Origin of the sequence: Candidatus Lokiarchaeum ossiferum, from assembly GCA_025839675.1 — an archaeon.
Classification (GTDB): domain Archaea; phylum Asgardarchaeota; class Lokiarchaeia; order Sigyniarchaeales; family Promethearchaeaceae; genus Lokiarchaeum; species Lokiarchaeum ossiferum.
Genome location: CP104013.1, coordinates 1,623,163 through 1,647,642, shown reverse-complemented (window position 1 = coordinate 1,647,642; position 24,480 = coordinate 1,623,163). Strand labels below are relative to the sequence as shown.

The window sequence follows — 24,480 nt, the reverse complement described above, 5'->3', positions numbered from 1 at the left end:
TGTTGTAAAATCTGTTATTTTTTTTCACCTTAGATTGAATTGATAAATAAACGTATTTCTTCATAAATTTCATTGGTAAACTTATCCATTAGCAGATTATGGCCTGCATTTTCATATAATCTAATTTTTTTATTTGGATGCGACCAATTATTATAAAAATTGTGAACTGCGAACACATCAACCAAAGTATCCTTCGTACCTTGCAAAATCATACATGGAGAATTAATTTTTTTATTTAATCTTTTAGACTGTCTTATCAATTGAAGAATGGCTTTGAACATTCTCAAAGACATTTCTTTGAGCCGAAGTGGATTGTTTTGCGCATATTCTTGATATTCACGATAGTAAGTTTTTTCCATTTTTTCTGGAATAATTGGTTGTACTGGATTTCCTTTTGAAAATAATTTTCCGATTGTGAGTGCTGGATATAGAAAAGCATGTTTTAACCGATCTTTTAACTGAATGATGGGGGAAATAAAGATCAATCCTTCAAAGTTTTTTGGAGGGTGTTTAGCTGCTAATTTCAAAGCAATTAGGGCACCTATATCATATCCTATGAATATAATTGGTAAATCATATTTTTCCTCATAGGAAGAAATTAAAGATCTATAATCATCGATAATATTATCGAAATTATCAATATCTCCGAGATGTCCTCCTGCTTGTCCTCCCGTTCTTCCATGACCCCGATAATCTAATCCTATTATTAAAAACCCTTCTTTTCCTAAAATATCCGCAAGGGGGAAGAAGATATCTGAGCTTCCGTATGCCTCATGAAATACAAAGATTAGTTTCTTAGGTGTTACATTATAGGGTTTAACATTTGAAATCCATTCTTGGTAAAAAAAACGCAAACCTCCGGTTAATTCAAACAAATTTTCTTGAGCTTGGGTTGATTGTGAATCACTATTAATTGAACTTCGTAGATCCTTAAGTCTCCCATAATATTCTTTTATCTCCTTGTCCAGTAATCCTTTTGCTCCTAAGATTTTTGTAGTATATTTTTTTTTCATGATTTTTTCGCTCTTTTAAATGAGTTGGGAATTAAATGATCAAATACTTGATAAAGATGTCCAATAATGGTAAATCATATTATCTGAAATTACAAATAACCAGTGTATAATTTTTTCTTTATCTAAATAAATAATACTATGCTTTATCGGGTTGGATTCTAAGCTATGGGATTTCCAAACAACTTCAAAAGTTTTTCCCTCATCTTTTGAATACCATAAAGTAGGTGTTAGTTGGTTTTCTCGCCCTGTTGCTCCTAAGATTAAAATGTTTTTTTTAGTCCCCTCGATATTCGGTACACAATAAGCAGTAAAGGCATCTTTTTTTGAAAAATCTGGTACTGAAGTCGAAACTAGTGTTGTCCATGTTGATCCCATGTCAAATGACATAGATTCTGTGAGTCTTGATGGATCAAGTGTTCTACAATACATTTTGAGTTGATTATTTTTAAGTTCGATTGTAACTGGTGATAAAGTTCCATTTTTATGAAAATTTTCTGGTTCTTCCTCAATTTCTGGAGGTTCAACAAATAACGAGAAATTCCACGATCTTCCATTATCTTTTGTAAACACAGTCATCGCTCTATTAACTCGAGGATCTTCAATAGATAATACTATTTGTCCTATATTAATTCCCGTTTTAATCTTGAGTGGTTGGGTTACAATTTTCCAAGATTGAAATTCATCCGTCATCTCTTTAAGCGAATCCCAATGTTTCCCATATGAATAAGATGCTGTGGAATATAACTTTACTTGTCCCTCGTTAGTTTTTACGTTGAAAAATCTCAATAAATCTCCCTTATTATCAAAACAAGATGAAAAACCCTCAATCCTATTCCATTTTTCGGTTAGTTGTTGAAAATTCGATTTATTTTGGGGGATTTCATGACTCCATTCCGAATATCTTTGATCTTGTTGCATCATAACAATATTGGAAGAGTTTTCAGGTAAATAACTGATTAAAAATCCTCCATGAGGATGTTCAAGAAAATTAAATGTAGTGATCTCGCTGTGAAAAAGGGTGATTTTTTCAGAAGAAAATTCCATAATGGATTTAATGCGATTTAGTTTAAATAAAATGTGAAAACAAGTCAAAAATTAGAAAAAGGAGTAATAAAAAGAAAAAGGAATAAAAATTATTCCACTTTGAGGTCGTAACCTAAAAGCTGACAGGTATGGATCTCCTTTTTGAGAAATTCACGAATAGCTAATCGAATTGCTTCCGATCTACTGGGCACCAATCCAATTTGTTGAATTTTCTCAATATTTTCAACATAGATTTCAGGTAGTGCAATTGTAATATTTTTCATCTTTTGACGTTCTATGACCATTTAATTACCTTCTTAGGGTTATGATGAATTGGGAAGAAGTATGAAGCGATTTATGAAATCTTCTAATTCATTTGTAAGATCGTGCCGTAAATATATTATGTCTGTTAAATTTATAAATTTTCTTGTAGATGGTTCTATTTTTCCTATATGCAAACATTTATATCTTTTAATGTAAAAAAGAATGTATAAGAAGGGGTCTTACCTTAATGTTTAGTAATTAGGGTGATTTTTAAAAAAGGAAGGTACGATAGGAGCATTTAAAAATTACCATAAATAAGCCTACTACAGAAATGTGAAAAAAATTGATCCCCATAAAAATGGTGTTTTGATTGCACTACATAAATTAAAAAACATATTAAACATATTAAAAACATAGATAAGTAAGTAGCTGCGGTATTACCTTAGTCTAAGGAAAAATACCATCAATAAAAAAAAGTTAAAAATATCTCCAATAAGGGCTGTAAAATACATGAGTAATGACGAAACACTTGATGATATCCTAAAAAATTTACTTGCTTCAATTCCCGAGGTTCAAGCTGCGGCAATTGTATCGGTGGAAGGGTTACCCATTGCATCCGCCTTACCTTCAAATGCTGATGAAACTCGGATTGCTGCTATGACTGCTGCTATCTTGTCGTTAGGGGAGCGTGCTGCTCAAGAACTTGGTAAGGGCACTCTTGAAATGGTGTTTGTTCGAGGAGTCAATGGATATATAATAACAATGTCCGCAGGACCTAATTCTGTTCTTACTATTTCTACAACAAAAGATATTAAATTGGGGTTAGTTTTCTTAGATACTCAGCGTACTTGCGCAAAAATCTCAAAGTTAGTATAAATCTTTTTATTTCTTCTTGCGTTTTTTACGTTCATTCTTTTCCCATTATATTTGGAAAAAATGCTAACTTGAAGTATTCCATATAGGCGCGATCCCTTTATCTTTTTATGGGGGAAATTTTAACCATCTCAAACTATCATCCCAATGATAGTTCTGCATCGATCGATTTTGAGACACATTCTCACAATTTTATTACTGATATGCCTTCTGGGCAAATTGTATGCAATCTGTGTGGTCTTGTAAAAGAAACTAACATAATTGTTTCCAGTTGGGATGGAGTGCCATATTCTGATGAAACTACCATTTCGATCTCTAAAAAATCACTCATGAATATTAACCCAAACCTAAAACGGGCTTTGAAGTTAAATCGGAATAAAAGTTGGGATGATCGAAAGCTAACCATTGGAATTAATGAAATTAAACGACTTTGCGCTCGTTTTGGATTGGGGGAATACATTGTTACTCGTAGTATTTATCTTTTCCAAAAAGCAATCCAATGCCCGAATTTTAAAATTCATAATGTAATTCTCACTTCACAAGTCTGTTTCTTTTATTCAGCAAAACTGAATAAACATCCTTTATCCATAGAAGAAGTAATTGAAGATCATAACTTTTCTTCTCGACTCGCATATCGATATTATTACTTATTAATGAGCCAATTACACCTTGTTAAACCAGAAAGTAATCCCGCTCCATTAATTCCAAAACTTTGTGCGAGTTTAGGTCTTGATGAATTTGTTGTTCAACAAGCTAATTTGATTTTATCAATTTATCTTAAACATGAAAATACAAGTGGCCTAAATTCGGTAGGTATTGTTGCAGGTGTGATTTATTTTGCTTGTTTACGCGAACGAATTCCTCGCAGTCAACAGATTATTGCTCAATATGCGAAAATTTCAGATATTACTTTAAGAACGCGTTACAAAGAAATCAAAAAAATTTGTGGGCGCCACATGTAAAAATTCCCGCTGCTAAACCTTTAAAGCGTAGAAATGGTTTTGAATTTATCCAAAAACCCATTTGATTTTTGATCCCAATCGGATAATAATGAATCAATCTGTGGAACTAAGCGTTCGCGCTCTTTGTATTCCAGATAAATCTTCATCATTTTAAACACATTGATCATTGCATTTCCTTGATCCAAAATTTTTGCAGCTTCTTGACTTTGCGATGTAATAATACCTGAAATACGCGTTGTTTCGCCTTTTCGTTTCAGTCTTTGGACATAACTGACTGTTCCTTCATAGGTTTCAATTAATTTTTGCCATGTATTATCAATAAATCGCTGATAGTCTGCAAGGATTGCATCCCCTCGTGGAAACGCTTTTGTTACCCATTGTACAAACTCTTGGGCATTGGATAACAAGTTTTCATCAAAAGTATAATCTGTGAATTCAAAAGGAATTGCATGAAAAGCCGCCTCAATCCCACGATTGGGGTCATCCAACCGATAAATCTCAAAACCCGAATCCAAATGTAACTGAGTCACAGGATCTCCCTTTCTGGCAGGTACTTCCATTTGCTTGAGTAAACGGACCGGGTTAAACACGAGGGCAATTGCTAAGGGATTATTGGACTGCCAAGCTAACTGGTTTTTAATATCATCTTGAGATAACATTAGTTTAATTCCAGGATGAGAATGATACCACCCTACGATATATTGGGGAGGGTCTTTCATATAAAAATCGCTTTCAATTGATGCCGCTAAAGCATAATCTTCTTCATCAAATTCTACTTTCAAAATATGACGCTGTTTTTTTGTATGGGTAAAGGGAATCGCTTCTGTAATTATTACATTGTCCCCATCATTGTACCCATATAATAATCCGTACACTTCTGCCCATTCTTCCTCAGGTATCCGCGCATTCGCATAGCGTGTCGTAGTTGCAATAATTGTTTTATATATTTCCAAATTAAGTTTAACAGTACCCCGACTTTGAACCATTTCTCTCACCAGTAAAATTTCTTTTATTATTATTTCGTTTGCTTTCCTTATACCTTTTGGGTTTCCATGACCGATCGGATCTTGGTTTCTTGCAAACATTGTTGGATTCCTAAATCACAAAAAAGAAGGAAATAAATACTCCTAAAAAGAAATATCACTTATAGGTAAATAAAAAAGGAATAATTAGAGAGATAGATGTTATATGAGTAATAATCAAAATTTTCAACCCTTAACCCCTCAACTTGGGATTGCTGGATCATCATATCAGCTTGAAATGGGCAAAGTAAATAATTTTTGGGCGATCCGGCTAGTTAAAGCACGAGATGTTTTAGCAAGTAAAGTGTATAAGGATACTCCGAACCCCGAGGAACTTCCTTTAGGCAATCATCTTACGGGATGGGTTCTCAGTGTACTGGCAATTCCTAACATCAACACTTATCAGATTCAAAAAACTATTGGTTTCTTGAGACAAAAGGCTTTGCGTAATTTAGAAGAACAGAAATTAGCAAAAAAAACCGCAGGAAAATCAGAACGTACTTCGGTAAAATTGGAGAAAGTTCCAGAAAATGTTCAAGTCAAACGACACCAAGCTTCGGGTTTTGTTAAAGAAAAAAAAACTATTTCTGAAGCGGATAAAAAAATTGCTGCCGAATTATCTCCTGCTCTCGCTGCATCCAACCAAACCGCAACCAGTCGAGAAGATCATGTAATGGCTGTCGGAAAACGTACATTTGCAAAGATTCCAATGGGCGAAGGATTCACACCTCAACCTTTTAAACTTCAAGCAGGAAAAGCTGCTGTTTCCAAACCCGTTATCTCTACCAAAGTTGCCTCTCGTTTAGAAGCTAACATTGAGCATCACTTGGATACCAAAATGGAATCGAATTTCCACAGAATTGAAACTCAGGTGGAATCTCAAGTTGAAGCCAAACTTAATAAAATTCGAGATTCTATCTTTGATTCTACTATCATCAAGGACATAGTTAAGCGAATGGAGCAATTGGAAAATCAGATAAATAAATTGGAGAAGGAAAATCAAGAACTTCGTACTATGGTCAAAGATTTATCGGCTTAATTTTTTGGTCTTTCTTTTTTTATTCTCATTTTCGTATGATCGGGATCATTTCTCCATAATATCTGCATTCAATATTCCGCTCTATTTTTATTTTCTTACTCTGTCATGTCATATTTCATTATGATTTCTTATCGATGATAATTCCAATCTAGTTTTGGCTGTATTTTCGCTAAATTAAGCACGTTATAATTCTATCTCCAAATTATTTATAAAAGAATGTCCTCCGGAGGACATTAAATCAAATTTTAGGAATTTTCTTTCCTTGTAGTAAAAACGATTATTTCAAACGATTTTTTCGATTTTATCTCAGCTGGATTGATTTTAAGTTCATTAATTGAATATTTGAAGGATTTCAAAGGGATTCTCTTAAGAAATCTAAAATCTGCTGCATTCCATCATTAATTTGATGTCGCTCCATTAGGCTGAATAGAATTATAATCATAGAGAAACAATTTCCATCCAAATCAAATGGATAACAAGCTTTATTAATTCCATCAGCTATATTGTTGGCGTAAAAATTAATTTTTTCTCTTTTTGGGAATAAAAAATTGACTTATTTCCGATTATCTTATGTTAAATTTTACATTTAAATCTTAATGCCATTCTATTAATTTAACAACGCTCAAATCTAATTTTTTCTGCTCCATATATTATTTATAAGTGCCATTTCTCACCAATTTGAACGTTTAGCATGGGAAGGTACTGCTGTTGAGTTATCACTGTTAGAAAAATCTCTACTATTGATCGATCATCCTATTGTAATTTCTATTCGACATCGGCTTTATGAAGAAAATAATCCCTAAATATATCATCCATTATGCTATAACTTGATATCTTACCAATATTAGGAGAAATAATTATCCTCTATGATTTATTGATAAAAAAACATTCAATTTGATGACTAATTTCTTTGAACTGAAACTATGATGGGAAAATCATTAATTTTTATTTTCCAATTTCCCGCAAACGGAAATATATATGTGAAATTCATACTAACTGGTAATTCTGCTTCACAATAAAACAACTTGGGGTCTTGATAGTAGTAAAAATGACCTTCAATTAATCGAAAGATCTTGTATTTGCGGAGATATAATTCTTGATCTGAAAAACAGGATAGAGAAGTTGCCGAAATCCGGAATTCCACCTGTTGACCTTCAAATAAATCTGGTGGATATTCTAAGTGCGTGATGATACAAGCAAACCTTTCATTGGGGAGATGTCCGAGATATGACATCCCTTCAATTGAAAAGCACCAACTTCCCACCAATGTCAGACCTAATATTAACCCGAAAATTTTTTTCTTGTGTCTCATACAAAATTCTTCCGAAATCAAATCCCTAAAATAATCAGAAATTTACTTTTATTTAAGCGATGAGGTCAAATAATAGAACGTTAAATGATTTAGATTATCGCTTGGAATCATACCAAAGGGAATAATATCAAATTGATCCTATTTTTGAGTATCCCAAAAATCACAATTAAACCTTGACATGAAGTGTATCAGTCGTATCCAAAGGTGCGATATTTTCTTCAATTGACTCAAAAAGAATTTGTGAAGTTTCTCTGTGTTGTCTTTTACACAAGTATGTGAGATCTCAGAAAATGGGTTTTTTCGAGCATACATTGAATAAATTTGGAGGAATCAAGGAAATTAGCCATAATTTGTTTAATAATTATGTTGATCAAGTGATTATTCTATGTGTGAATCAATTAATTGTAGGAAATCAAATAAATAAATTTATATTAAACCCTACCATTCATTTTTTATGAATAAAGATATGCAGTATTACGGACAATCCTTTCCAACAAATATCCCGCAAGAATTTGTTCCGTGTATTATTTCAACTGATCAACATAACCATAGTAGTCCAGCTCTTTCAGCCGACCATAAAGAATGTTACTGGTCCATGATAACTTTCCCTTTAGGAGAAACACCCCAAAAGATCTATTTTTCTCGGTTTGAAAATGGAAAATGGAATCCTGCCCAACTCGCTTCGTTTTCAAGTGATTTTGTCGATGGAGGGCCGGTTTTTTCTTTTGATAATCAACATTTATACTTTTATTCAAAGCGACCTTTAGATTCCACTTCGGAAGCGAATACTCTTCGAGTATGGCAAGTGGATCGGACCGAAGATGGATGGAGCGTGCCTTATTTAACTTTTGGCGATAAATTCGCACATATTTTTACATCCACTCCCAGTATAAGTAAGTCAGGAACATTTTACTTCACGAGTATTTTGGATGGTGTGAAAAACAATATGGGAATTTATAGAATTCGGCAATCAAAGGGAATATTCAGTTCTCCAGAATTACTTCCCCCACAAATCAATAGTTCCCATCATGATTGGATACCTTTTATTTCTCCCGATGAAAGTTATTTGATTTTTTCTTCTGATCGGCCAGGAAGTATTGGGGATTTTGATCTTTTTATTTCATTCCATACCGAAGATGATCAATGGACTAAACCCATGAACCTCGGACCTACGATTAACTCTAAAGGAAGTGAACGATTTCCAGGATTAACGCCCGATGGAAAAGCGTTTTTCTTTGTTAGAGAATCAGAAATATACTGGATCGATAGCAATTTTATTAAAAAATTAAAGGATGATGCTATTTAAACAACTAAATATATAAATATAAAAAAAGATAAGTATGCGATTTTATAACGTTTTTTATCGTTTTGGTTAATAAATTTCTTCTTTTTCTCTTTTTAATGAAGTTAATCCATCTTTTTTTTTAATAAAAGAAAAATTCCTGTAATAATGCCCCCTATTCCAAGAAAACTAATTAAAATGATAAGGATTAAACTTAAAATCAAGGGTAATCCTATTCCAATGATCAAATTATTGACTCCGTCATCTAGAATATCCTTCTCTGAATTATTTGAGAGAGTATTATTCCACACTAAATTATCACAAGAACCTATCGCCAAATAAATACCGTACTTATTGTGGGTGATTAAATTTTCCGTAATTGAACAATTGCATGAAAAATATAACCTTATACCAAATTTTGAACTATTGGTAATAAAATTTCTTGTCAGAGTACAATTCTTTGAAAATAATAACATTATTCCGGTATCTTCCGTGTTGAGAATAGAATTTCCCAATATTGTACAATTCTCCGAAAATTGAATCCCAATACCGCAATCTGAAATATTTTCAACTGAGTTTGTATCAATTGTACAATTTTCTGTACTTAAAAAAAAAATTCCAGTACTTGCAATATTTTTCACAATATTTCCATTAACAAAACAATTCTGAGAATATTTGAAATCAATTCCATAATCGGAATCAGTAATTTCATTATTTTTGATTGTACAATTTTGAGAATATTTGAAATCAATTCCATAATTGGAATCAGCTATTTCATTATTTTTGATTGTACAATTTTGAGAATTTTGAACTGAAATTCCCATAGAAGTTTCAGAAATTTTAAGATTCATTATTTGTGAGTTTGAGCAATTGATTAGAATAACTTGAGCAACATTCGGTTCCCGTATTAGGGAAATTCCTTGAATATTTTCGTAGAGGTGAATTATTTTACTATTTGCTTTATTGCTGGTGTCAATTTGATTATTAAAACTACTATATAAAGAAATTCCGGAACCATAGATTTGATTTTGGAACAATTTGCAATTGTTAGATTTTGAAAATATAATTCCATCACGTGTTGTTATGTTAATTATATTACCGTTCAAAGTACAATTATTCGATTCAGAGACATAAATTCCACGTTTTGATCCTTCCCCTATAGAATTCTGTAATAAAATACAGTTTTCCGAATTTTGCAAGTTGATACCATATAGCGTGCTGTTTTCAATAGAATTCTCCGTTACAATACAGTTTTCCGAATCTTTAAGATAAATTCCATTCAATGGACAATTTAATACTAAATTCTGGTTGAAAGAACAGTTTTTCAAATTGATAATATTAATACCGGTGCCAATGCTCCAGAAGTATCCAGAATTCTTTTTCATACAAATAATTGTATTTCCTGTAAATGAACAATTTTTCAAATTAGATAATAAAATTCCACTATTAGTATTATTGACTACATTATTCTCAACGATTGAACAAAAAGAAGCATCTCGTAAAACTAAACCATTTCTTCCATTAATAAATGTGCAATTTCGAATGATACTATATGCTTCAGATTCTTCAATCTCAATGCAATTTTCATCATTATTTCTGGCATCAATTATTAGATCGGATATCACATAAGGATCTAAAGCAGTACCGTTTCCAGTAACCACATCAAATGATGACCAATTATCTTCTTTAATATAGATTGGATCATGAGTTGTACTGCTTTTAGGGGCTCTTGTTAAATTATCCAATTTAGAAAAAGACGAGTGTTCTGAAGTTTTAGTCTTCAACAATTTTGAATCATAGTTTAAGCAATATGAAGTAATGAATCCAATAATGATAATTAAGAAATAAAAATCCCGTCTATTCGCTTTCCTCTTTGAGATTATTTGGAATTGAATCATAAAAGTTACCTTTTTGCTAATAAAGCTTAGAATGATATCATGCTTTAAAGTTTGATTTTACAATTATAGAAAGTGAGATTGATCGAAAAATAATTCAAAAAATCTACTTAGTTTAATTTACCACCAAAAATGGGACAGAATCCTTTCAGAAAGGATTTTTTATAATATTTCAATATTCCAAAATTAAAGATTTATAAAAAAAAGATAACTAGCATCCACAGCCTTTATCGGGATCGCTATCATGGCCACCTTCAGTGCCACAACCGGTACAACCACATCCGCATCCACCAGCAGCAGGTTCGGGTGTTTTTTTCAATTGGTCGACTAATCCTAAAATCATTTTATCAATATTAGGATCAAAACCAACAATACGATCTTCTTGTTTTCCATTTTCACCTTGAAATACGATGCGTTGACCGCAGAAGAAGAACATCATCGTAGGAACAGACATAACTTGAAGGGCTGTGGCCAGTTCTTTATTTTTGTCGATATCAAGTTTAACAAGAGCGACATCGTCATCATTTTCTAATTGGGGGGTCACTTTTGATTCCAATACTTTTGCAATAGACTTGCAAGGGCCACACCAAGTTGCTGAAAAATCAACAATTACTATTTTTTTGCATTTGATAAGCTCTTCGAGCTCTGCTTGCATTACTTCTTTAACCATTTTTAAAAATCTCCTAGTAATCTTTAAAAGCTTCAACGATTTTTTAATTTTTCACAAATTGTCCATAATTTTTTCGCGGTAAATTGTCTTTTTTTTCATAGTTGCCGCAAAAAGATATTATATTTAATTCGTTTGCATGTGAAACAAGGCAGAAACCGGAATAACAACACGAAAAAAAAACAAATGAATAATGATTTCTTATACTAAATTTAGTTCTGCAGGACTTCGCATACCTGCTTTTTTACGTGCTAAGGCACAAAGAGGGTGGTTAGCACATGGATCATCTCCATCGTCGCTCATTTCTGCTTGAAAATTCATGGGTAAAACAAATTTTTTGGCAAAATCGGTGACTAAATCCATTTTTAACTGGGAGACATAGTCTTTTTCTCGAAAATGGCGGTCGAGGACATTATCCAATTTTTTCAAACTTGCAGATGCCAAAAAGATGGTTATATTGTAATTACCTGATGTTTTTAAGGCATTCAAGACATAAGGACAATGTTGGCACAACTCTAAAACATCTTCAACTCTTGTCGTTTTTAATTCAACCTTCACCAAGTTTAGTTCTTGAAGTTGATTGAAATTAACTCCGATTTGGGTGGCTAGAATCCCTTTTTCTGTGAGTTTTTTGACCCGAGCGCCAATAGCCGGTTGGGATCTTTTTAATTCCTTCGCAATTTTACTGTGGGTGAGTGTAGGATCTTCTTGGAGCATATCAATAATTTGCTTGTCTATATCATCAATAATTTTTTTTAAATCCATTTTCTTACTTCCAATGAATACAAATTACTAATTATTATTTTCTTTCTTTCGTCGACTTTTTTTTTTCTTTTTAGGCAGTGGCTTTCGAAAAATCAAAAAATAATGGTGATGGACATTGGAAATGTATGTGTTGGGATAGCCCCAGATACCTAGTTTTTTATCTCGTTGGCACCACAAAAATTCTTGACATAATTGCCACCCAAAGTTTCGCATCTTTAAAGCGAATTCCCACGCAATCGGATAAAATTCCTGATTTTTTTTTAGTAAATTTTGCATCACAACTGCACAATAAGCCCCAGGACGCATTAAATCAAAAATTTCTTTGTATAGCTGAAGCAACATCTCAATGAAATCATCATAATCTTCCACATTCCCCATGTCTCGCTCATCATCCGAAAAAGTAGCATCAAACCCTTCCCTGATCCGTGCTTTTTGGGTACTTGCAGAACCACCGCGGGAGTGGTGAAGCATATCCCAATAGGGAGGGCTAGAGATGCAAAAATCGAGGGGGGGAAGCGCATAATTTTTTAGTTCTCGACAATCTCCTTGGATCACATACTGTTGGGTACGATTAGCTGCGATATTTGCCCATTTTTCCGTTAATTCCGTTCCAATTCCATTTCGACGTGTCGCATCGCAAGCAACTAAAGTTGATCCCGTGCCTAAGAAAGGATCCAATACCCACATTCCTTCTTTGGTAAAGTACTGGATAAATTTTCCGATTAAATCTTCGGGAAATTTAGCGGGGTGGAGATGTTCTTGTTGTTTTTTATTTCGTGGTGGGGGATGGTGCTCAAACCATGAGCGTGTGAATTTAATCCATTCTGTCCCCGTAAGATTGTTGAGACTATTCCGGATTGAATATTTTCCTCGTCCCTCGATGATCAGTGTTTCTTTTGGTTCTTCTTTAGGAAGAAAAATGGGTTTGAATAGAGTTGGTTCGGTGGAAGTTTTTGCTTTTGAATTTTGTCGCTTCAATTCATCGCCCACAAATAGCATGGTGAAATGAAAGGAAAGGGTATTTTTGAACTATTGCTTTATGAAAAAATGAAATACTTAGATTCATATAGTTAATTGTGGAAAAATCCAAGGTTAACTTTGATGTGGATGTGGATGTGTGTATCATTGGAGGTTCCATTGCTGGAAATTATCTCGCCTGTTTACTCGCAGAAAAAAACGTAAATTGTATAGTTATCGAGGAACACTACGAACTCGGGAAACCTTTTCAATGTGCAGGAATAATTTCCCAAAAAATTTTAACTTTACTTGATTTCCCCGACGATATTATTTTAAATCGTGTTCATATAGCGGAAATTGTGGCTCCGAATTTAGTATCAATTAAAATGTCAGGATCAGAATCACCTGTGATTATTGATAGAGTTCGCTTTGATGCGTATTTTGGATGTAAAGCACAAGGTTTAGGGGTGAAATATTATCTTGGAGAGAAATATCTAAAGCATTGGGCTTTGTCGAAAACCGATGTAATAATTAAAACTTCAAAACGAATTATTAAGGCTCGCATGGTGGTGGGTGCTGATGGCCCTTTTTCTAAAGTGGCAGCTCATTTCAATCAAAAAAATTATGTCATTCCAGCCGTACAAGCAAGATTTGAAATGAAATATCCGATCGATCAGACATCTATGTATTTTAATCCGCGCTGGAAGGAATTGTTTGGCTATGTCGTTCCTGAAAAAGAAGGAAGTGTTTGTCGGGTGGGATTAGCCACAAAAAACCATCCTAATAAAGCGTTTCAGCTATTTTTAAAAAAATTAAATCTCTCTTCAGTAAATCAAATTGATCGACAAGGGGGAGCACTCCCAGTGGGATTATTAGCTCCTATGGTTTTTCAAAATACTGTTTTAATTGGTGATTCGGCATGTATGGTAAAAGCAACAACTGGGGGTGGGATTATCATGCTGGTTTCTGCCGCAAAAATTCTTGCCCCCGCTATTTCTCTTGCCATCTCCCAAAAGAATTTTTCACATAACTTTTTATATCATCATTACGAAAGAAAAGTACGAAAATCTATTGGTCGCGAATTGAAACTTCATTATATTATTCGTATTCTTTTGGAAGCACTTGCTCCCCATGAATTCAATCACTTTTTCCATCTTTATACCACAACATCATTACAGAATGTTATACGAGAGTATGCTGATATGGATTTTCCTTTGAAAGTAATTAAGAAATTGTTCCAAGAAGGGACATTTATCCGCTATATTTTCTATTTGGGGTTTAAATATTATAGAATGATCCCGAAAGTTTTTTCAATTTTATTTAAATAGGGTCCTTAAATAGAATGATTACCATTTTTCGTAATAATTCTTGGGGGAAACATATATATTTCTGAAATTTATGATCTTCATATGCTACTCTCCAAAGCAGAACGATTATTTTTTATGTCGGATGAACATTTATCTTCTGCTAATTATGAGAAAGTGATTCTTCATCGAGTTTTTCGCAAAATTGAAAAGTTAGAAGAAGAATTAGCAATTTTGGTACACTCTGAACTGTTTAAAGATGCGGAACAATCTTCACGTTCTTCAAATGATGCACTGTTTCGAATTTACAAGATGTTAATCGAGAAAGTAGATAAACCCGTTATCGCTTTAACCAAAGATGCTGAAGATTATATCAAAAGCATCCAAGAATTACGAGAACAGTCTTATAAAGAAAAAATTTCTGATGAACAAATAATTGAAAAAGCATTAAAGCGTTATTTTGCAATAATAGAAGATTGATGCATTATATTAAGGTATCTTTTTCCCCAAGTCGTGTGGTAATTTCAGGGATGAAATGGTTTGGGAGTTGGTTTATAATAGAGTATTTTTGGTTGCGTGGGATCCACGGAAGATTTTTGAGTTTTTGTAAAAGAATTCGAGAAAAAAGCCGTTTTCCCTTACTGAATGTGGTATAATTATAATAGGATATCAAATCAGATGCCAAAATATTACGAAGTTTCTGAATATCTGCTTGCAATGGTTGGGGTAAGATAATATTGTAAATACTTTGGGAAGTGAGAGAATGGTCATTCACAGTAGTTGCGCATAACCGTTTTTTTGCAAGTAATTGTCGAACTAATATGCGTTGCGGGCAAAAATCATGCAGTTTTTTGTATTTGATCCCGGAATATCCAAGTTCAATTCTTGCACTTGGTATAACGCAAGGTTGATTAGTAGTAAAATGCGGAATGAAAGGGCGAAATTTTTCTGCCTCGCCAAGTTTCTCCATTTTCTTGATTATTTTCTTAATTTTTCCATTTCTATTTAATTCTGAATTGCAATGGGAACATGTCTTTCTTTTTTGGGAATAGGGCATCCATTTATCACATTTTGGGCATTGCATGATTTCTCCCTTTTTTGAGAGTTCCACCCCTCTAAACACTTTAATTGCAACTTCCGGATGTATTTCATTCCATTCATCTATTGAGATGAAATTCTTTTCAACCCATGCAATGATTTCTTTAGTAATATTGGTGGAATATATTAGCGGAAAATGTGTTTTTTCAAGCAAATCGCTTCTTTTGATAATTTGAGATTGGAAATTTTCCCAAGAAATCGTCAGCATCTCATTATGTATCTTTTGACTTTTTTGAGCAAACAAAAGAATATTTTCAACAGAAATATTTGTGAAAGTACCTGAAACATGTTGAATTTTTAGGACATCCGAATTTTTAATGAGATATTTTCTGATTTTCTGTCGATTTTCTAAAATGGTTATTGTTTCTGGAATAATCACCCCTAAAATTCCCCCAGATTGCAATAAATTCATAGAGTGTTCCAAAAACACATCTGAAAGATCAAATTGTCCACGTGCGGATTGAAATTTTCTCGATTTCAAAAATTTAAGTGTATCAACAGGAAGATTTCGTGAAAATAAATAGGGTGGGTTGCCTAAAATAATCTCTGGAGAGATTGTCGGATATTTCATTCCAAAATCGAAGAAATTCTCATGAATAATCCAAACTGGAAAACACATTTTTTGTATTTTTTTATCAAATGTTAAATTAAATCGTAGAATGAAATGTAAAATTATTAAAGATGTATATATCGCCGTAGTAAAACAAGACAGGGGATCAATATCCACCGCAATCAAGTGATGGGATAATGTTTCTAATCTGTTATTGAAATTTTTAGTCATATTTTGTGTTCTTTTTTCATTTTGATCTTTGAAAAACGCTTCTAATTGATATCTAAGGCACCATCCGATAAAATTTCCTGTTCCACAAGCAAAATCAAGGATATTTGTGGTTTCACAAATGTTTTTCAAATCTACAATTCCATTGAAAATAGATGAAACTGTGTCCATCGGTGTAAATTCTTGTCCCAAAGTTGTTTTTGAGTCTAAAGATCGTTGATTGACGCAAATTGAAAATATTTTTCCAAGATTTTTGACAAAATCCTCTGAACTCATTTTCCAATCTATTCCCACAATTAATCGATTATCGTTAATTGATTTTTCATTGTCTTTATTATTCAAATTCAGATTACATAAATCAAAATTAAAACCAAATTTCTTACCTGTTTCATCTACATGGAGATCAAACCATTCGATAATTTTTGCCTTGTGCGATTTAGCAACAATTGCTTTAGATAAAGAACGAATTTGGTTTTCCATGAAATTGAGCTATAATTAGTTAAAAAGCTAAAAAAAAGTTTGGAATTATTAAGGTAGAGCGGGGGTGATTCGGATTTCTTTTTCCCAGATGACCTCGTAATCATACGAAATCACTATTTTTTCTTTTCCTGTTAAATCTAAATTCCATGTCAAAATGCCGAGATCTTTTGATTCTGGTTCGATATTGAAATTAGATTTCCCAACTTTTATTTTTTCAGAGTCGGAATGCACCATTCGATCCATCAGTTTTAATTTATATTTATTAGGCTTTAGCACCGAAATTTCAATTTCATATTGGTAAGCCTTACCAATTTTCCCTTTCAAGATCCCTTCTTTATTGGAAGATCTGTTTTTTAACCGTTTAATTACCTTGAGATCATATGTCCGTCGAGTTCCGAGTTCAAGAGATTCTTTTGGGGCAATTAAAGGTATTTGAGATTCTCCAATAAATTCTCCCTCATAATAAACCTTGGCATTACCAGGCAATAATAATAAATCTCCATTTGTGATAGTATCTTTAATGATTATCATATCTGGGGCAGCTACACTCCAAAAATATCCTTTCTTCGTATCTAAAATCGTTTCAACTAAAGTTACTGGATGTGGATGTCGATCTGAAGGAATATTTAAGGGTGTGGGTAATTGGTAAGATTGAACACCTAAACTTTCATCGATTTTTGCCATTCGTTGTTGCATTCTTGGAACTGATCTAGCTAATGGCTCTGCTTCAGCTGCAAATCCGATAGATTCTTCCATATCTCTCCCACCTTTCATAATGTTACCGCTCATTGCTTTCATCTTTCCCCTCTTTTTAAGAGAAGCGCTCACTGGCCTTGGTGGGGGAAGAGGTTGCAGTTCTTTTACGATCATCGGCCTGGGTTTAATGATTCTTACTGGTCGCAAGTTTGCACTTGAAATTTCTAATTGTACCTCTTTCCAATCCTCACCTGAGTTATTAAACACGTTTCCTAATAATTTCAGATGTGCATTTTTTTCGCTTAAATTTACATCATAAAATGGAATCCAATAGGCATCAGGAATTTGAAATTGTACCTCAATCTCAAATTTCCCTTCTTGAAGAACCTCTAAATTAATGGAAATCTCATAGAATTCTTCGATTTTTTGGGCTGTTCCGATATTATTTGCTTCCTTTTGAAGTTCGTGGAGTTCATCATTTAGTTTTTCTAATTTACTTTCATATTCGTGGCGTTTTGATAGATAAAGCTCATCCTTTTTCTCAATATGTTGTTCCATTGCTGAAATTTTTTCGAGGTTTATTTCATTTTTATTGAAATAGGTTGGAGCTCTTTTAAAAAAAATTTTGGAAAAATCGATATGATTTTGATACCGTTCTTCCAACATCTTCAGATTATCTTGAGTGTAGTGTAGTTCTCGCTGTAATTGGTCTGTTTTTTTCCGTATTTCATTCAATTCTGGCAGTTTACTTTCTTTTTGGGTGTGACGTTCAATATTCACATTTATAATTTGTCCATGTCCGGTGCCTTTGACTCGAACCGATTCTTTATCCAGTCTTTTGGTGAGTTTTTTGATAACTAGCGTATTCTTGCCTGGTTTTAATTCCAACTCTCCAATATGTGTTAATCTGGCACCTGATTGATAGACTGATACATGTTTAACTTTTGTTTCCAATGTTACGGCCATAGGTTGAACTTGTTTTGTGATTTTTTAAACTTATACCCCATAACAATCACACGCAATTATATGGAAGAAACATGATTTCTGCTAAAATTGGACTAAATTAAAAATTTCTTGCAACGAATTGCAGTAGAGATACTTTGAAGGATGAATTCCTTTCAATCCTTTGCTTTTTCTTCTATGTCTATCTATCAAAATGGGGGTGACATGAGCGTTTATTCCAGCTTGGATATCTACTAATGAGTCTCCAATAAAAAGGGTATTTTTATGGTTTTTATCCATCCTTCGTAAAATTTGATTAATCCCAGTGGGTTCTGGTTTGCAAATAGATTGATCTTCCCCTAATCCGATAATTTCATTAAAAAAATGAGTTAGATTATACGCCTCTAATTCTTCTATCGCTAGAAATGTGGGAGTGTTGGTTACAATACCTATTTTAAGTTCAGGTATTTTATTGAGTCTATTTAGGGTAGGAAGGGTGTCTTCATATAAGAAAAGTTTTTGTTGTTGAATCAATACTCGTCTTTTCTTGGCATCGAATTGATCAAAATGATACCAAAATTCATCAGGATCCTTTACTCCCCAAGATTGTAATATCTTGATATATTCTTTTCCCGACCGCCATAATGTATCTCGTTGTTCTTTAGGGGGGATGGGTAAGTTGAAGATCTGTTCCATCACATCTTGTATGAGAGTGTCAAAATAGATCCAAGTATTGGGAATTTCTATCAAGGTATTGTCTAAATCAAATAAAACACAAGTAATGCCTTCCACAATCTTCTTATCCACTTATTTAATATTATTTTGGTTGAACAAATCCGATTTCTCCATAATCTACTTGATCATCTGCATCGGATGCATATACACGTTCCAAGAGAATCGCTTCCTCATTCAAATCTTCTTTTTTAGGTTCATTAGAAAGATGTTTTTCGAAAACTAAATGAAATTGTTGGTTGCAACAATCACAATGGATTAAATATTTCGATTTCTGAATGGAAAACTTCTGATCTGAAGCTGGTATTGTTTCCATCTTTTTAACTAAGGGATGAAGTTTATCATCTCCATTGCAGCTGCAATTGGGAATAAAACATTGGGTCAGACTGATTTCTTCTCTTCCTCTTCTTCCTAAAGCCATAAACGCATAAGCGGGAATTTCATCCCAAAGATCCTCATTATATTTTGTAGATTCCATAATTTTCACTAGGATATTCTAACTTCCCTTGGAAAAAAAAACTTAGGTATTTGGATTATAAAAGGGTTAAGAAAAATTCTTTTGGATTAGAAGCTTTTTCATTTGTAAAAAAAAATTAATATTGAGCGATCTTGGACTATTTAAGGAGAAATAATTTATGGAATTTGGTGTAATTGTTCACGGAGGTGCATGGGATATCCCAGATGATGCTGTAGAAAATCATTTATGTGGAGTTCGTGCTGCTTGTAAGTTAGCATATGATTTTTTGGAAGATGGAACTTCCGCTATTGATGCTGCAGAAGCATGTGTAAGGTTAATGGAACAAGATCCAACATTTGATGCTGGGAAAGGGTCCTTTGTCAACCAGCTAGGTGAAGTGGAGATGGATGCAATTATCGCGACAGATGAGTATCGCATTGGGTCTGTTTGTGGAATCCAAAATGTTTTTCACCCTATTTCTGTTGCTCGTAAAATAATGGACACAACAAAGCATGTCATGTTGGTGGGGGAAGGTGCTAATATTTTTGCACGGGAACAACAAATCCCTGAATGCAATCCTGAAGATTTATTGGTGGGTAGGGAATTGCAACGTTATCATGCAATAAAGGAAATGAAGCATTTTGAACCAAAGGAGGCTTTTGGAAGCTATCAAAAAACTAACGGAATGGGAACCGTAGGATGTGTTTGTTTGGATAAGTCTCATAATATCGCAATTGCTGTATCAACTGGGGGAACCCCATTTAAACGACCTGGAAGAGTGGGGGATACTCCGTTATGGGGATCTGGTGGGTATGTTGAATCTATTGGTGGCGTGGCAGCTACCGGGTATGGTGAAGATCTAATGCGAGTAATGATTTCCCGTCAATCAATAGATTTTATCCGGAAGGGATATTCTCCGCAAGAAGCTGCAGATTTGGCAATTACACTGCTCGGAGAAAAAGTTAATGGGTTGGGTGGTATCATTATTCTGAATGAGAAAGGCATCGGGTTCTCTTTTAATACTCCACGGATGGCTTATGCGTTTCGATCCAGCGATGATGATTCCATTTCTTCTGGAATCAATCCAAACAACGATAATTGAATTTTTCATTGGTTAGTACACTCGTATAGGTAGATTAAGTGACTTATATTAATGAGTTAATATATCCTTCGACAAAATATTGAAAATGTTGTAGGATTCAATTTCAGTTTTTTTAAAAAAGTTTTTTTTTTCTTAAGGATCGTAGCCAAAAAAATAAAAATGGGAGCGTTAATGATTAATTATCAAATTCTCACATTGGAGTACCCAAATTGTCTGATAGCAATCCAGAAAAGATCCATTTTTTCGAATGTTCATCGTGTAAAACTCTTCATTTATCCACATCTAGCGATATAAAACACTATCAGTGTTCCCATTGTAATAATAAGATCTTCTTTAAGGCAGAAAAGAGATTTTTAATCCATTGTCCAAAATGTTTAGAATATTGGCCAAAACGAGTTGTTAGGATGGCTGTTCATGAAGGTATTTGTGAATGCTTGAATCAATATCAGTGTGATGGGTTACTGACAATCCGAAAACGTTGGGATGGGATGCCTGCCCAATTAGTGATGCAAAAAAATGCCTTTGAGGATGCCGAAGTGATTAGCAATGTTTCTCCACTGCCTTCAGACAAATTAATTGGTGAACAAATTGAAGAAATTGCTTTACATAATGCGCCCAATTCCAATGTGAAATCATCAACAGAAGATGTCTCATCTCTGGATCCCTTTGCAGAAATATTTTCTAATTTCGATTTTTCCTTAGATTTCGCAACTTTATCCCCCTCTCTAACAAATCAGATCATCAATCAATATCTTCTTTCTCTGAAGCTCTGCTATTTTGATGAAATACCTTTAAATTCCAATGATTATATTCATCTTTTTTCTTCGATGATTTTTCATCTAGAAGAAAGTAAAGTTCCCCTTATTCGCGAGCCTGTGAATTATGTGTATTATGTTGGAGATATTTGTGGGGATTTCCAGCAACTACAGAATTTATGCAACTATTTCATCCCAATCATTGAAAATTTCCCCGCTGTGAAGATTATATTCTTAGGTAATTATTTCAATGATGATCACTCTGGGATTGAAATGTTTGCTCTACTTAGTTTATTTACTCTGAAATATCCAGAAAATGTGGTACTTTTGCGAGGTGCAAAAGATTTTCATGAAATGATTTCTCCCCTCTCGTTACAAATAACTAGTGAATCGTTAACACCCCCTAAATTTCAGCAAATTTATCGTCTGATTATGCACGTTCTTTCACGAATGCCTTATTTTCATATCGCTTCAATGAATCAAGGGCAAATCAACATTCTTGCCCAAAACACTGGAATCCCGATCAATTCAACAAATCCAAATAAACCTTTTATTTTAAATGAGATGGATTCACTATTACCCCTTGGAAAGATAAAATTTAACGAATTGGGTATTGATCTTCAAAGAATTTATACATCAAAACCTGAAACGTTATCATCTATGGATGAATCATCTGGCTTTTCTCAAGAAGCTTTTAATCATTTTTTACAAGCGAACAAATGTCATTACATGGTTCGATCGAATGAATATCTTAAAACGGGTATAAGGTTTGATTTTACAAATGATCTCTGTTGCACGATTTTTTCTGCCTCAAATATTAAGTCTCACCCTTCTGCCGAATCAGCAAATTACCTGCCAAAAATCGTTCGATTGGTTCCAGGTCAAAGCCCAACAATAATTGATGCCAAAGACGGATTAGTTTCAGATTTGGATGATACTTTTGGAATTTCTCCTGCCGATTATTGATCATTGAATGGGTAATATCGATCCTAATTCCGATATAGAATTCAATTCATAGGTTGGACGAGGACATTTTTCCGAGAGTATATCTCCATTTCTTTTTATCCATACCGTCGGAATTCCAAAATTACTCCCTGTTTGAATATCCACTTCCGCATTACCAATGTATATCATGTCATCTTTCTTGAATTGAGACGATTTTTGCACAATTTCCAGTGCTTTCGCATTAGGTTTTCTAATTTCATAATCACCAGAAAAATGGACTGCGGAAAAATACTCTCGAATGTTAAATCGATTCATCACTCGTTCACTCATATATCCCGGACTTTGCCATGGGGTATTAGACCATAGTCCTAAAATATACCCTAAATTCTTTAACTCCTCTAGAGTGGATTTGACTTGTGGATAGATTTTCGCTTTGGTGGCGAAGACTTGATCAAAGGGTTGAAGTAGACTATTGATGATCTTCTGAGAGAAGGGGATTTTAAGTGTTGTTAAAGCGTTTTTTATTCTATTAATCATACTCACGGGATATCCTCCTCTCGCAATCGATGCATATGCAGTGTCTAAGAAGGTTGAGTATTGAGGAAAATTCGTGATTGTGGAGTGAAATGATTTTAAATTTGTGAACATTTTTGGAATGACATCTAACCGCATCTGCTCACGCCAGACCCCAGTCATATTAAAATCGATCAATGTTTCCCCTAGATCAAAAACTAGAAATTTTCTCATTATGTTGAGTAAAGAAAAAACCTAAAAAAATCTTTATTTCCGATTTCTATTCAGTCTAATTCACTATATCGCTCATAAATTTCCTCTGGAATCCAATCGTACCTTTCCCGTTGTTTTACTTGCTTGGCAATTAAATGATAATCCTTTTGCCGAGGTTTTGTTTTAATTTTGCGGTTCTCTCGTTCAACTGGTCCTCTATTTCTCCTTTTGGATTTAGTGGACTTCGAAAATTGGTTAAAATCGTAGTACTCGTCCGACATAACTTTCTCATCTAGATTTTTTTTCTTCAAAATTCAGAGTATTTTTTTTCAAAATACTAAATATTTGATCAAAATTCCAATATAAAAAGTTTTCTCGTTTTTTTTGGTGAACTAAATAGACTAAATGTCCTCAGTTCTAATAATCAAAAACACATTTTAATAAGGATTCTTATAGGTTGTCTCCTAGAAGTACTAACAATGATTCCTGCTTCTTATATTATCATTCGTCCCCCTGTTGAAGCTTTTTCAGTTTTAATTCCAATCACAGGTGGATGTAGTTGGAATCGGTGTCGATTTTGTAATACATATCGAAATTCTTTCAACAATCAAAATGTGCTGATTCAAAAATATGAAATAAGAGAATTGGAACAAATTTATATAGATATTGATATTTGGTCCAAGGAAGTTCCACAAGCACAATCCGTTTTTCTTGGTGGAGGAAATGCACTTTCTGTTCCGACTGCTCAATTAGCATCAATTCTTAAAAGAATAAAACACAACTTTCATCATGTTAGGAGGGTTAGTTGTTATGCGAAGGTACTTGATATTCTTCAAAAATCCGAAGAAGAGTTGAAAACGCTCCAAAATTTGGGTTTATCAATTTGTTATATTGGGATTGAGTCCGGCTATAATATTTTGCTAAAATATATGCATAAAGGTCAGACTCAAAAAATGGAGATCCGAGCAATTCAAAAATTAATGAGCTGCGGAATCAAGGCTTCGCTTTATATTATTTTGGGTTTAGGCGGAAGGAAATGGTCTAAAATGCATGCAAAAGAAACTGCTAAGGTAATTAATGCTGTAAATCCGACTATATTTAGATTCAGGACACTTAATGTGTTACCTGGTTCTCCTTTAGAACAAGAAATCAAGATGAAAAAATTTGAGATTTTAACTCCTCGAGAAGTTTTAGAAGAAGAATTTCTACTTCTTTCAAAAATAGAATCAAAAATAACTTCACAATTTAGAAATGATCATATCAGTAACTATACAACCACTGAATCCGAAAATTTTGGACAAGATAAAGAATATATTTTGCAAGAATTACATTTTCTTATCAATTCCGATGAAGTTTCAAAGTGGAAGCATAAAAATCTTAAATCGATGTAA

The 24,480-nt window shown here is 33.5% G+C and carries 24 protein-coding genes; 9 read left to right on the top strand and 15 right to left on the bottom strand.

The genetic code is table 11. The features are described from left to right. Positions 1-29: 29 nt before the first annotated feature. The 3 genes from NEF87_RS06690 to NEF87_RS06680 form a co-directional block, all read right to left on the bottom strand. Positions 30-1,013, bottom strand: a complete 984-nt coding sequence (locus tag NEF87_RS06690; RefSeq protein ID WP_457919168.1) for an alpha/beta fold hydrolase — start codon at positions 1,011-1,013, stop codon at positions 30-32. A 39-nt stretch (positions 1,014-1,052) separates the two neighbouring features. After that, complete coding sequence (locus tag NEF87_RS06685; protein WP_457919167.1) at positions 1,053-2,057, bottom strand: exo-alpha-sialidase; 1,005 nt, start codon at positions 2,055-2,057, stop codon at positions 1,053-1,055. Between the two features lie 89 nt (positions 2,058-2,146). Continuing rightward, positions 2,147-2,341 carry a ribbon-helix-helix domain-containing protein gene (locus tag NEF87_RS06680; RefSeq protein ID WP_371805647.1) on the bottom strand — a complete coding sequence of 65 codons (195 nt, stop codon included), beginning with the start codon at positions 2,339-2,341 and terminating at the stop codon, positions 2,147-2,149. A gap of 469 nt (positions 2,342-2,810) precedes the next feature. Between NEF87_RS06680 and NEF87_RS06675 the strand changes: the two genes are divergently transcribed. Together NEF87_RS06675 and NEF87_RS06670 are read left to right on the top strand one after the other, a co-directional pair. Further along, complete coding sequence (locus tag NEF87_RS06675; protein WP_371805646.1) at positions 2,811-3,176, top strand: roadblock/LC7 domain-containing protein; 366 nt, start codon at positions 2,811-2,813, stop codon at positions 3,174-3,176. A gap of 107 nt (positions 3,177-3,283) precedes the next feature. Next, positions 3,284-4,135 (top strand): hypothetical protein, encoded by an 852-nt coding sequence (locus NEF87_RS06670; protein WP_457919166.1) that lies wholly within the window; start codon positions 3,284-3,286, stop codon positions 4,133-4,135. Between the two features lie 20 nt (positions 4,136-4,155). On the opposite strand, the gene NEF87_RS06665 is transcribed toward NEF87_RS06670, so the two are convergent. Further along, positions 4,156-5,121 carry a hypothetical protein gene (locus NEF87_RS06665; RefSeq protein WP_371805644.1) on the bottom strand — a complete coding sequence of 322 codons (966 nt, stop codon included), beginning with the start codon at positions 5,119-5,121 and terminating at the stop codon, positions 4,156-4,158. 202 nt (positions 5,122-5,323) lie between these two features. On the opposite strand from NEF87_RS06665, the gene NEF87_RS06660 reads away from it, so the two are divergent. Beyond that, complete coding sequence (locus NEF87_RS06660; RefSeq protein ID WP_457919165.1) at positions 5,324-6,196, top strand: hypothetical protein; 873 nt, start codon at positions 5,324-5,326, stop codon at positions 6,194-6,196. Between the two features lie 901 nt (positions 6,197-7,097). On the opposite strand, the gene NEF87_RS06655 is transcribed toward NEF87_RS06660, so the two are convergent. Continuing rightward, positions 7,098-7,508: a hypothetical protein gene (locus NEF87_RS06655; protein ID WP_457919164.1), complete on the bottom strand. Its 411-nt coding sequence runs from the start codon at positions 7,506-7,508 to the stop codon at positions 7,098-7,100. 454 nt (positions 7,509-7,962) lie between these two features. Here NEF87_RS06655 and NEF87_RS06650 point away from each other — a divergent pair, with 454 nt between their 5' ends. Then, a complete protein-coding gene (locus tag NEF87_RS06650; RefSeq protein WP_457919163.1) occupies positions 7,963-8,814 on the top strand; it encodes a TolB family protein in 852 nt (283 codons plus the stop codon). A gap of 101 nt (positions 8,815-8,915) precedes the next feature. Here the strand turns inward: NEF87_RS06650 and NEF87_RS06645 are convergent, their stop codons facing one another. From NEF87_RS06645 to NEF87_RS06630, 4 genes are all read right to left on the bottom strand, one after another. Beyond that, positions 8,916-10,688 (bottom strand): NosD domain-containing protein, encoded by a 1,773-nt coding sequence (locus tag NEF87_RS06645; protein ID WP_457919162.1) that lies wholly within the window; start codon positions 10,686-10,688, stop codon positions 8,916-8,918. Positions 10,689-10,896: 208 nt separating this feature from the next. Next, on the bottom strand, positions 10,897-11,355 hold the full coding sequence (locus NEF87_RS06640; RefSeq protein WP_371805639.1) for a thioredoxin family protein: 459 nt from the start codon (positions 11,353-11,355) through the stop codon (positions 10,897-10,899). A 198-nt stretch (positions 11,356-11,553) separates the two neighbouring features. Then, complete coding sequence (locus tag NEF87_RS06635; RefSeq protein WP_371805638.1) at positions 11,554-12,117, bottom strand: Lrp/AsnC family transcriptional regulator; 564 nt, start codon at positions 12,115-12,117, stop codon at positions 11,554-11,556. Positions 12,118-12,144: 27 nt separating this feature from the next. After that, on the bottom strand, positions 12,145-13,095 hold the full coding sequence (locus tag NEF87_RS06630; protein WP_457919161.1) for a DNA methyltransferase: 951 nt from the start codon (positions 13,093-13,095) through the stop codon (positions 12,145-12,147). A 98-nt stretch (positions 13,096-13,193) separates the two neighbouring features. On the opposite strand from NEF87_RS06630, the gene NEF87_RS06625 reads away from it, so the two are divergent. Both NEF87_RS06625 and NEF87_RS06620 read left to right on the top strand, forming a co-directional pair. Continuing rightward, entirely contained in the window at positions 13,194-14,402 is a 1,209-nt protein-coding gene (locus tag NEF87_RS06625) for a lycopene cyclase family protein (protein WP_457919160.1), read from the top strand. An 81-nt stretch (positions 14,403-14,483) separates the two neighbouring features. Beyond that, entirely contained in the window at positions 14,484-14,858 is a 375-nt protein-coding gene (locus NEF87_RS06620) for a hypothetical protein (protein ID WP_457919159.1), read from the top strand. Positions 14,859-14,862: 4 nt separating this feature from the next. On the opposite strand, the gene NEF87_RS06615 is transcribed toward NEF87_RS06620, so the two are convergent. The 4 genes from NEF87_RS06615 to NEF87_RS06600 all read right to left on the bottom strand — a co-directional run bounded on the left by NEF87_RS06615 (position 14,863) and on the right by NEF87_RS06600 (position 19,582). Then, positions 14,863-16,734, bottom strand: a complete 1,872-nt coding sequence (locus NEF87_RS06615; protein ID WP_457919158.1) for an Eco57I restriction-modification methylase domain-containing protein — start codon at positions 16,732-16,734, stop codon at positions 14,863-14,865. 48 nt (positions 16,735-16,782) lie between these two features. Then, entirely contained in the window at positions 16,783-18,396 is a 1,614-nt protein-coding gene (locus NEF87_RS06610) for a mucoidy inhibitor MuiA family protein (protein WP_457919157.1), read from the bottom strand. A gap of 81 nt (positions 18,397-18,477) precedes the next feature. Further along, positions 18,478-19,164, bottom strand: a complete 687-nt coding sequence (locus NEF87_RS06605) for an HAD family hydrolase (RefSeq protein ID WP_457919156.1) — start codon at positions 19,162-19,164, stop codon at positions 18,478-18,480. Between the two features lie 25 nt (positions 19,165-19,189). Beyond that, positions 19,190-19,582 (bottom strand): hypothetical protein, encoded by a 393-nt coding sequence (locus NEF87_RS06600; protein WP_457919155.1) that lies wholly within the window; start codon positions 19,580-19,582, stop codon positions 19,190-19,192. A 157-nt stretch (positions 19,583-19,739) separates the two neighbouring features. Here NEF87_RS06600 and NEF87_RS06595 point away from each other — a divergent pair, with 157 nt between their 5' ends. Both NEF87_RS06595 and NEF87_RS06590 read left to right on the top strand, forming a co-directional pair. Then, positions 19,740-20,663: an isoaspartyl peptidase/L-asparaginase gene (locus tag NEF87_RS06595; protein WP_457919154.1), complete on the top strand. Its 924-nt coding sequence runs from the start codon at positions 19,740-19,742 to the stop codon at positions 20,661-20,663. Positions 20,664-20,872: 209 nt separating this feature from the next. Further along, the gene (locus tag NEF87_RS06590; RefSeq protein ID WP_457919153.1) at positions 20,873-22,384 is read left to right on the top strand and encodes a hypothetical protein; all 1,512 of its coding nucleotides are present in this window, start codon (positions 20,873-20,875) and stop codon (positions 22,382-22,384) included. Here the strand turns inward: NEF87_RS06590 and NEF87_RS06585 are convergent, their stop codons facing one another. Further along, entirely contained in the window at positions 22,385-23,110 is a 726-nt protein-coding gene (locus NEF87_RS06585) for an HAD family hydrolase (protein ID WP_457919152.1), read from the bottom strand. A gap of 50 nt (positions 23,111-23,160) precedes the next feature. Next, positions 23,161-23,370 carry a hypothetical protein gene (locus tag NEF87_RS06580; RefSeq protein ID WP_371805627.1) on the bottom strand — a complete coding sequence of 70 codons (210 nt, stop codon included), beginning with the start codon at positions 23,368-23,370 and terminating at the stop codon, positions 23,161-23,163. Positions 23,371-23,568: 198 nt separating this feature from the next. Here NEF87_RS06580 and NEF87_RS06575 point away from each other — a divergent pair, with 198 nt between their 5' ends. After that, the gene (locus NEF87_RS06575) at positions 23,569-24,480 is read left to right on the top strand and encodes a radical SAM protein (protein WP_457919151.1); all 912 of its coding nucleotides are present in this window, start codon (positions 23,569-23,571) and stop codon (positions 24,478-24,480) included.

Coding starts and splice junctions, on each gene's coding strand:
- NEF87_RS06690 (WP_457919168.1), bottom strand. CDS start 1,013: ATGAAAAAAAAATATACTACAAAAATCTTAGGAGCAAAAGGATTACTG.
- NEF87_RS06685 (WP_457919167.1), bottom strand. CDS start 2,057: ATGGAATTTTCTTCTGAAAAAATCACCCTTTTTCACAGCGAGATCACT.
- NEF87_RS06680 (WP_371805647.1), bottom strand. CDS start 2,341: ATGGTCATAGAACGTCAAAAGATGAAAAATATTACAATTGCACTACCT.
- NEF87_RS06675 (WP_371805646.1), top strand. CDS start 2,811: ATGAGTAATGACGAAACACTTGATGATATCCTAAAAAATTTACTTGCT.
- NEF87_RS06670 (WP_457919166.1), top strand. CDS start 3,284: ATGGGGGAAATTTTAACCATCTCAAACTATCATCCCAATGATAGTTCT.
- NEF87_RS06665 (WP_371805644.1), bottom strand. CDS start 5,121: ATGGTTCAAAGTCGGGGTACTGTTAAACTTAATTTGGAAATATATAAA.
- NEF87_RS06660 (WP_457919165.1), top strand. CDS start 5,324: ATGAGTAATAATCAAAATTTTCAACCCTTAACCCCTCAACTTGGGATT.
- NEF87_RS06655 (WP_457919164.1), bottom strand. CDS start 7,508: ATGAGACACAAGAAAAAAATTTTCGGGTTAATATTAGGTCTGACATTG.
- NEF87_RS06650 (WP_457919163.1), top strand. CDS start 7,963: ATGAATAAAGATATGCAGTATTACGGACAATCCTTTCCAACAAATATC.
- NEF87_RS06645 (WP_457919162.1), bottom strand. CDS start 10,688: ATGATTCAATTCCAAATAATCTCAAAGAGGAAAGCGAATAGACGGGAT.
- NEF87_RS06640 (WP_371805639.1), bottom strand. CDS start 11,355: ATGGTTAAAGAAGTAATGCAAGCAGAGCTCGAAGAGCTTATCAAATGC.
- NEF87_RS06635 (WP_371805638.1), bottom strand. CDS start 12,117: ATGGATTTAAAAAAAATTATTGATGATATAGACAAGCAAATTATTGAT.
- NEF87_RS06620 (WP_457919159.1), top strand. CDS start 14,484: ATGCTACTCTCCAAAGCAGAACGATTATTTTTTATGTCGGATGAACAT.
- NEF87_RS06615 (WP_457919158.1), bottom strand. CDS start 16,734: ATGGAAAACCAAATTCGTTCTTTATCTAAAGCAATTGTTGCTAAATCG.
- NEF87_RS06610 (WP_457919157.1), bottom strand. CDS start 18,396: ATGGCCGTAACATTGGAAACAAAAGTTAAACATGTATCAGTCTATCAA.
- NEF87_RS06600 (WP_457919155.1), bottom strand. CDS start 19,582: ATGGAATCTACAAAATATAATGAGGATCTTTGGGATGAAATTCCCGCT.
- NEF87_RS06595 (WP_457919154.1), top strand. CDS start 19,740: ATGGAATTTGGTGTAATTGTTCACGGAGGTGCATGGGATATCCCAGAT.
- NEF87_RS06585 (WP_457919152.1), bottom strand. CDS start 23,110: ATGAGAAAATTTCTAGTTTTTGATCTAGGGGAAACATTGATCGATTTT.
- NEF87_RS06580 (WP_371805627.1), bottom strand. CDS start 23,370: ATGTCGGACGAGTACTACGATTTTAACCAATTTTCGAAGTCCACTAAA.
- NEF87_RS06575 (WP_457919151.1), top strand. CDS start 23,569: ATGATTCCTGCTTCTTATATTATCATTCGTCCCCCTGTTGAAGCTTTT.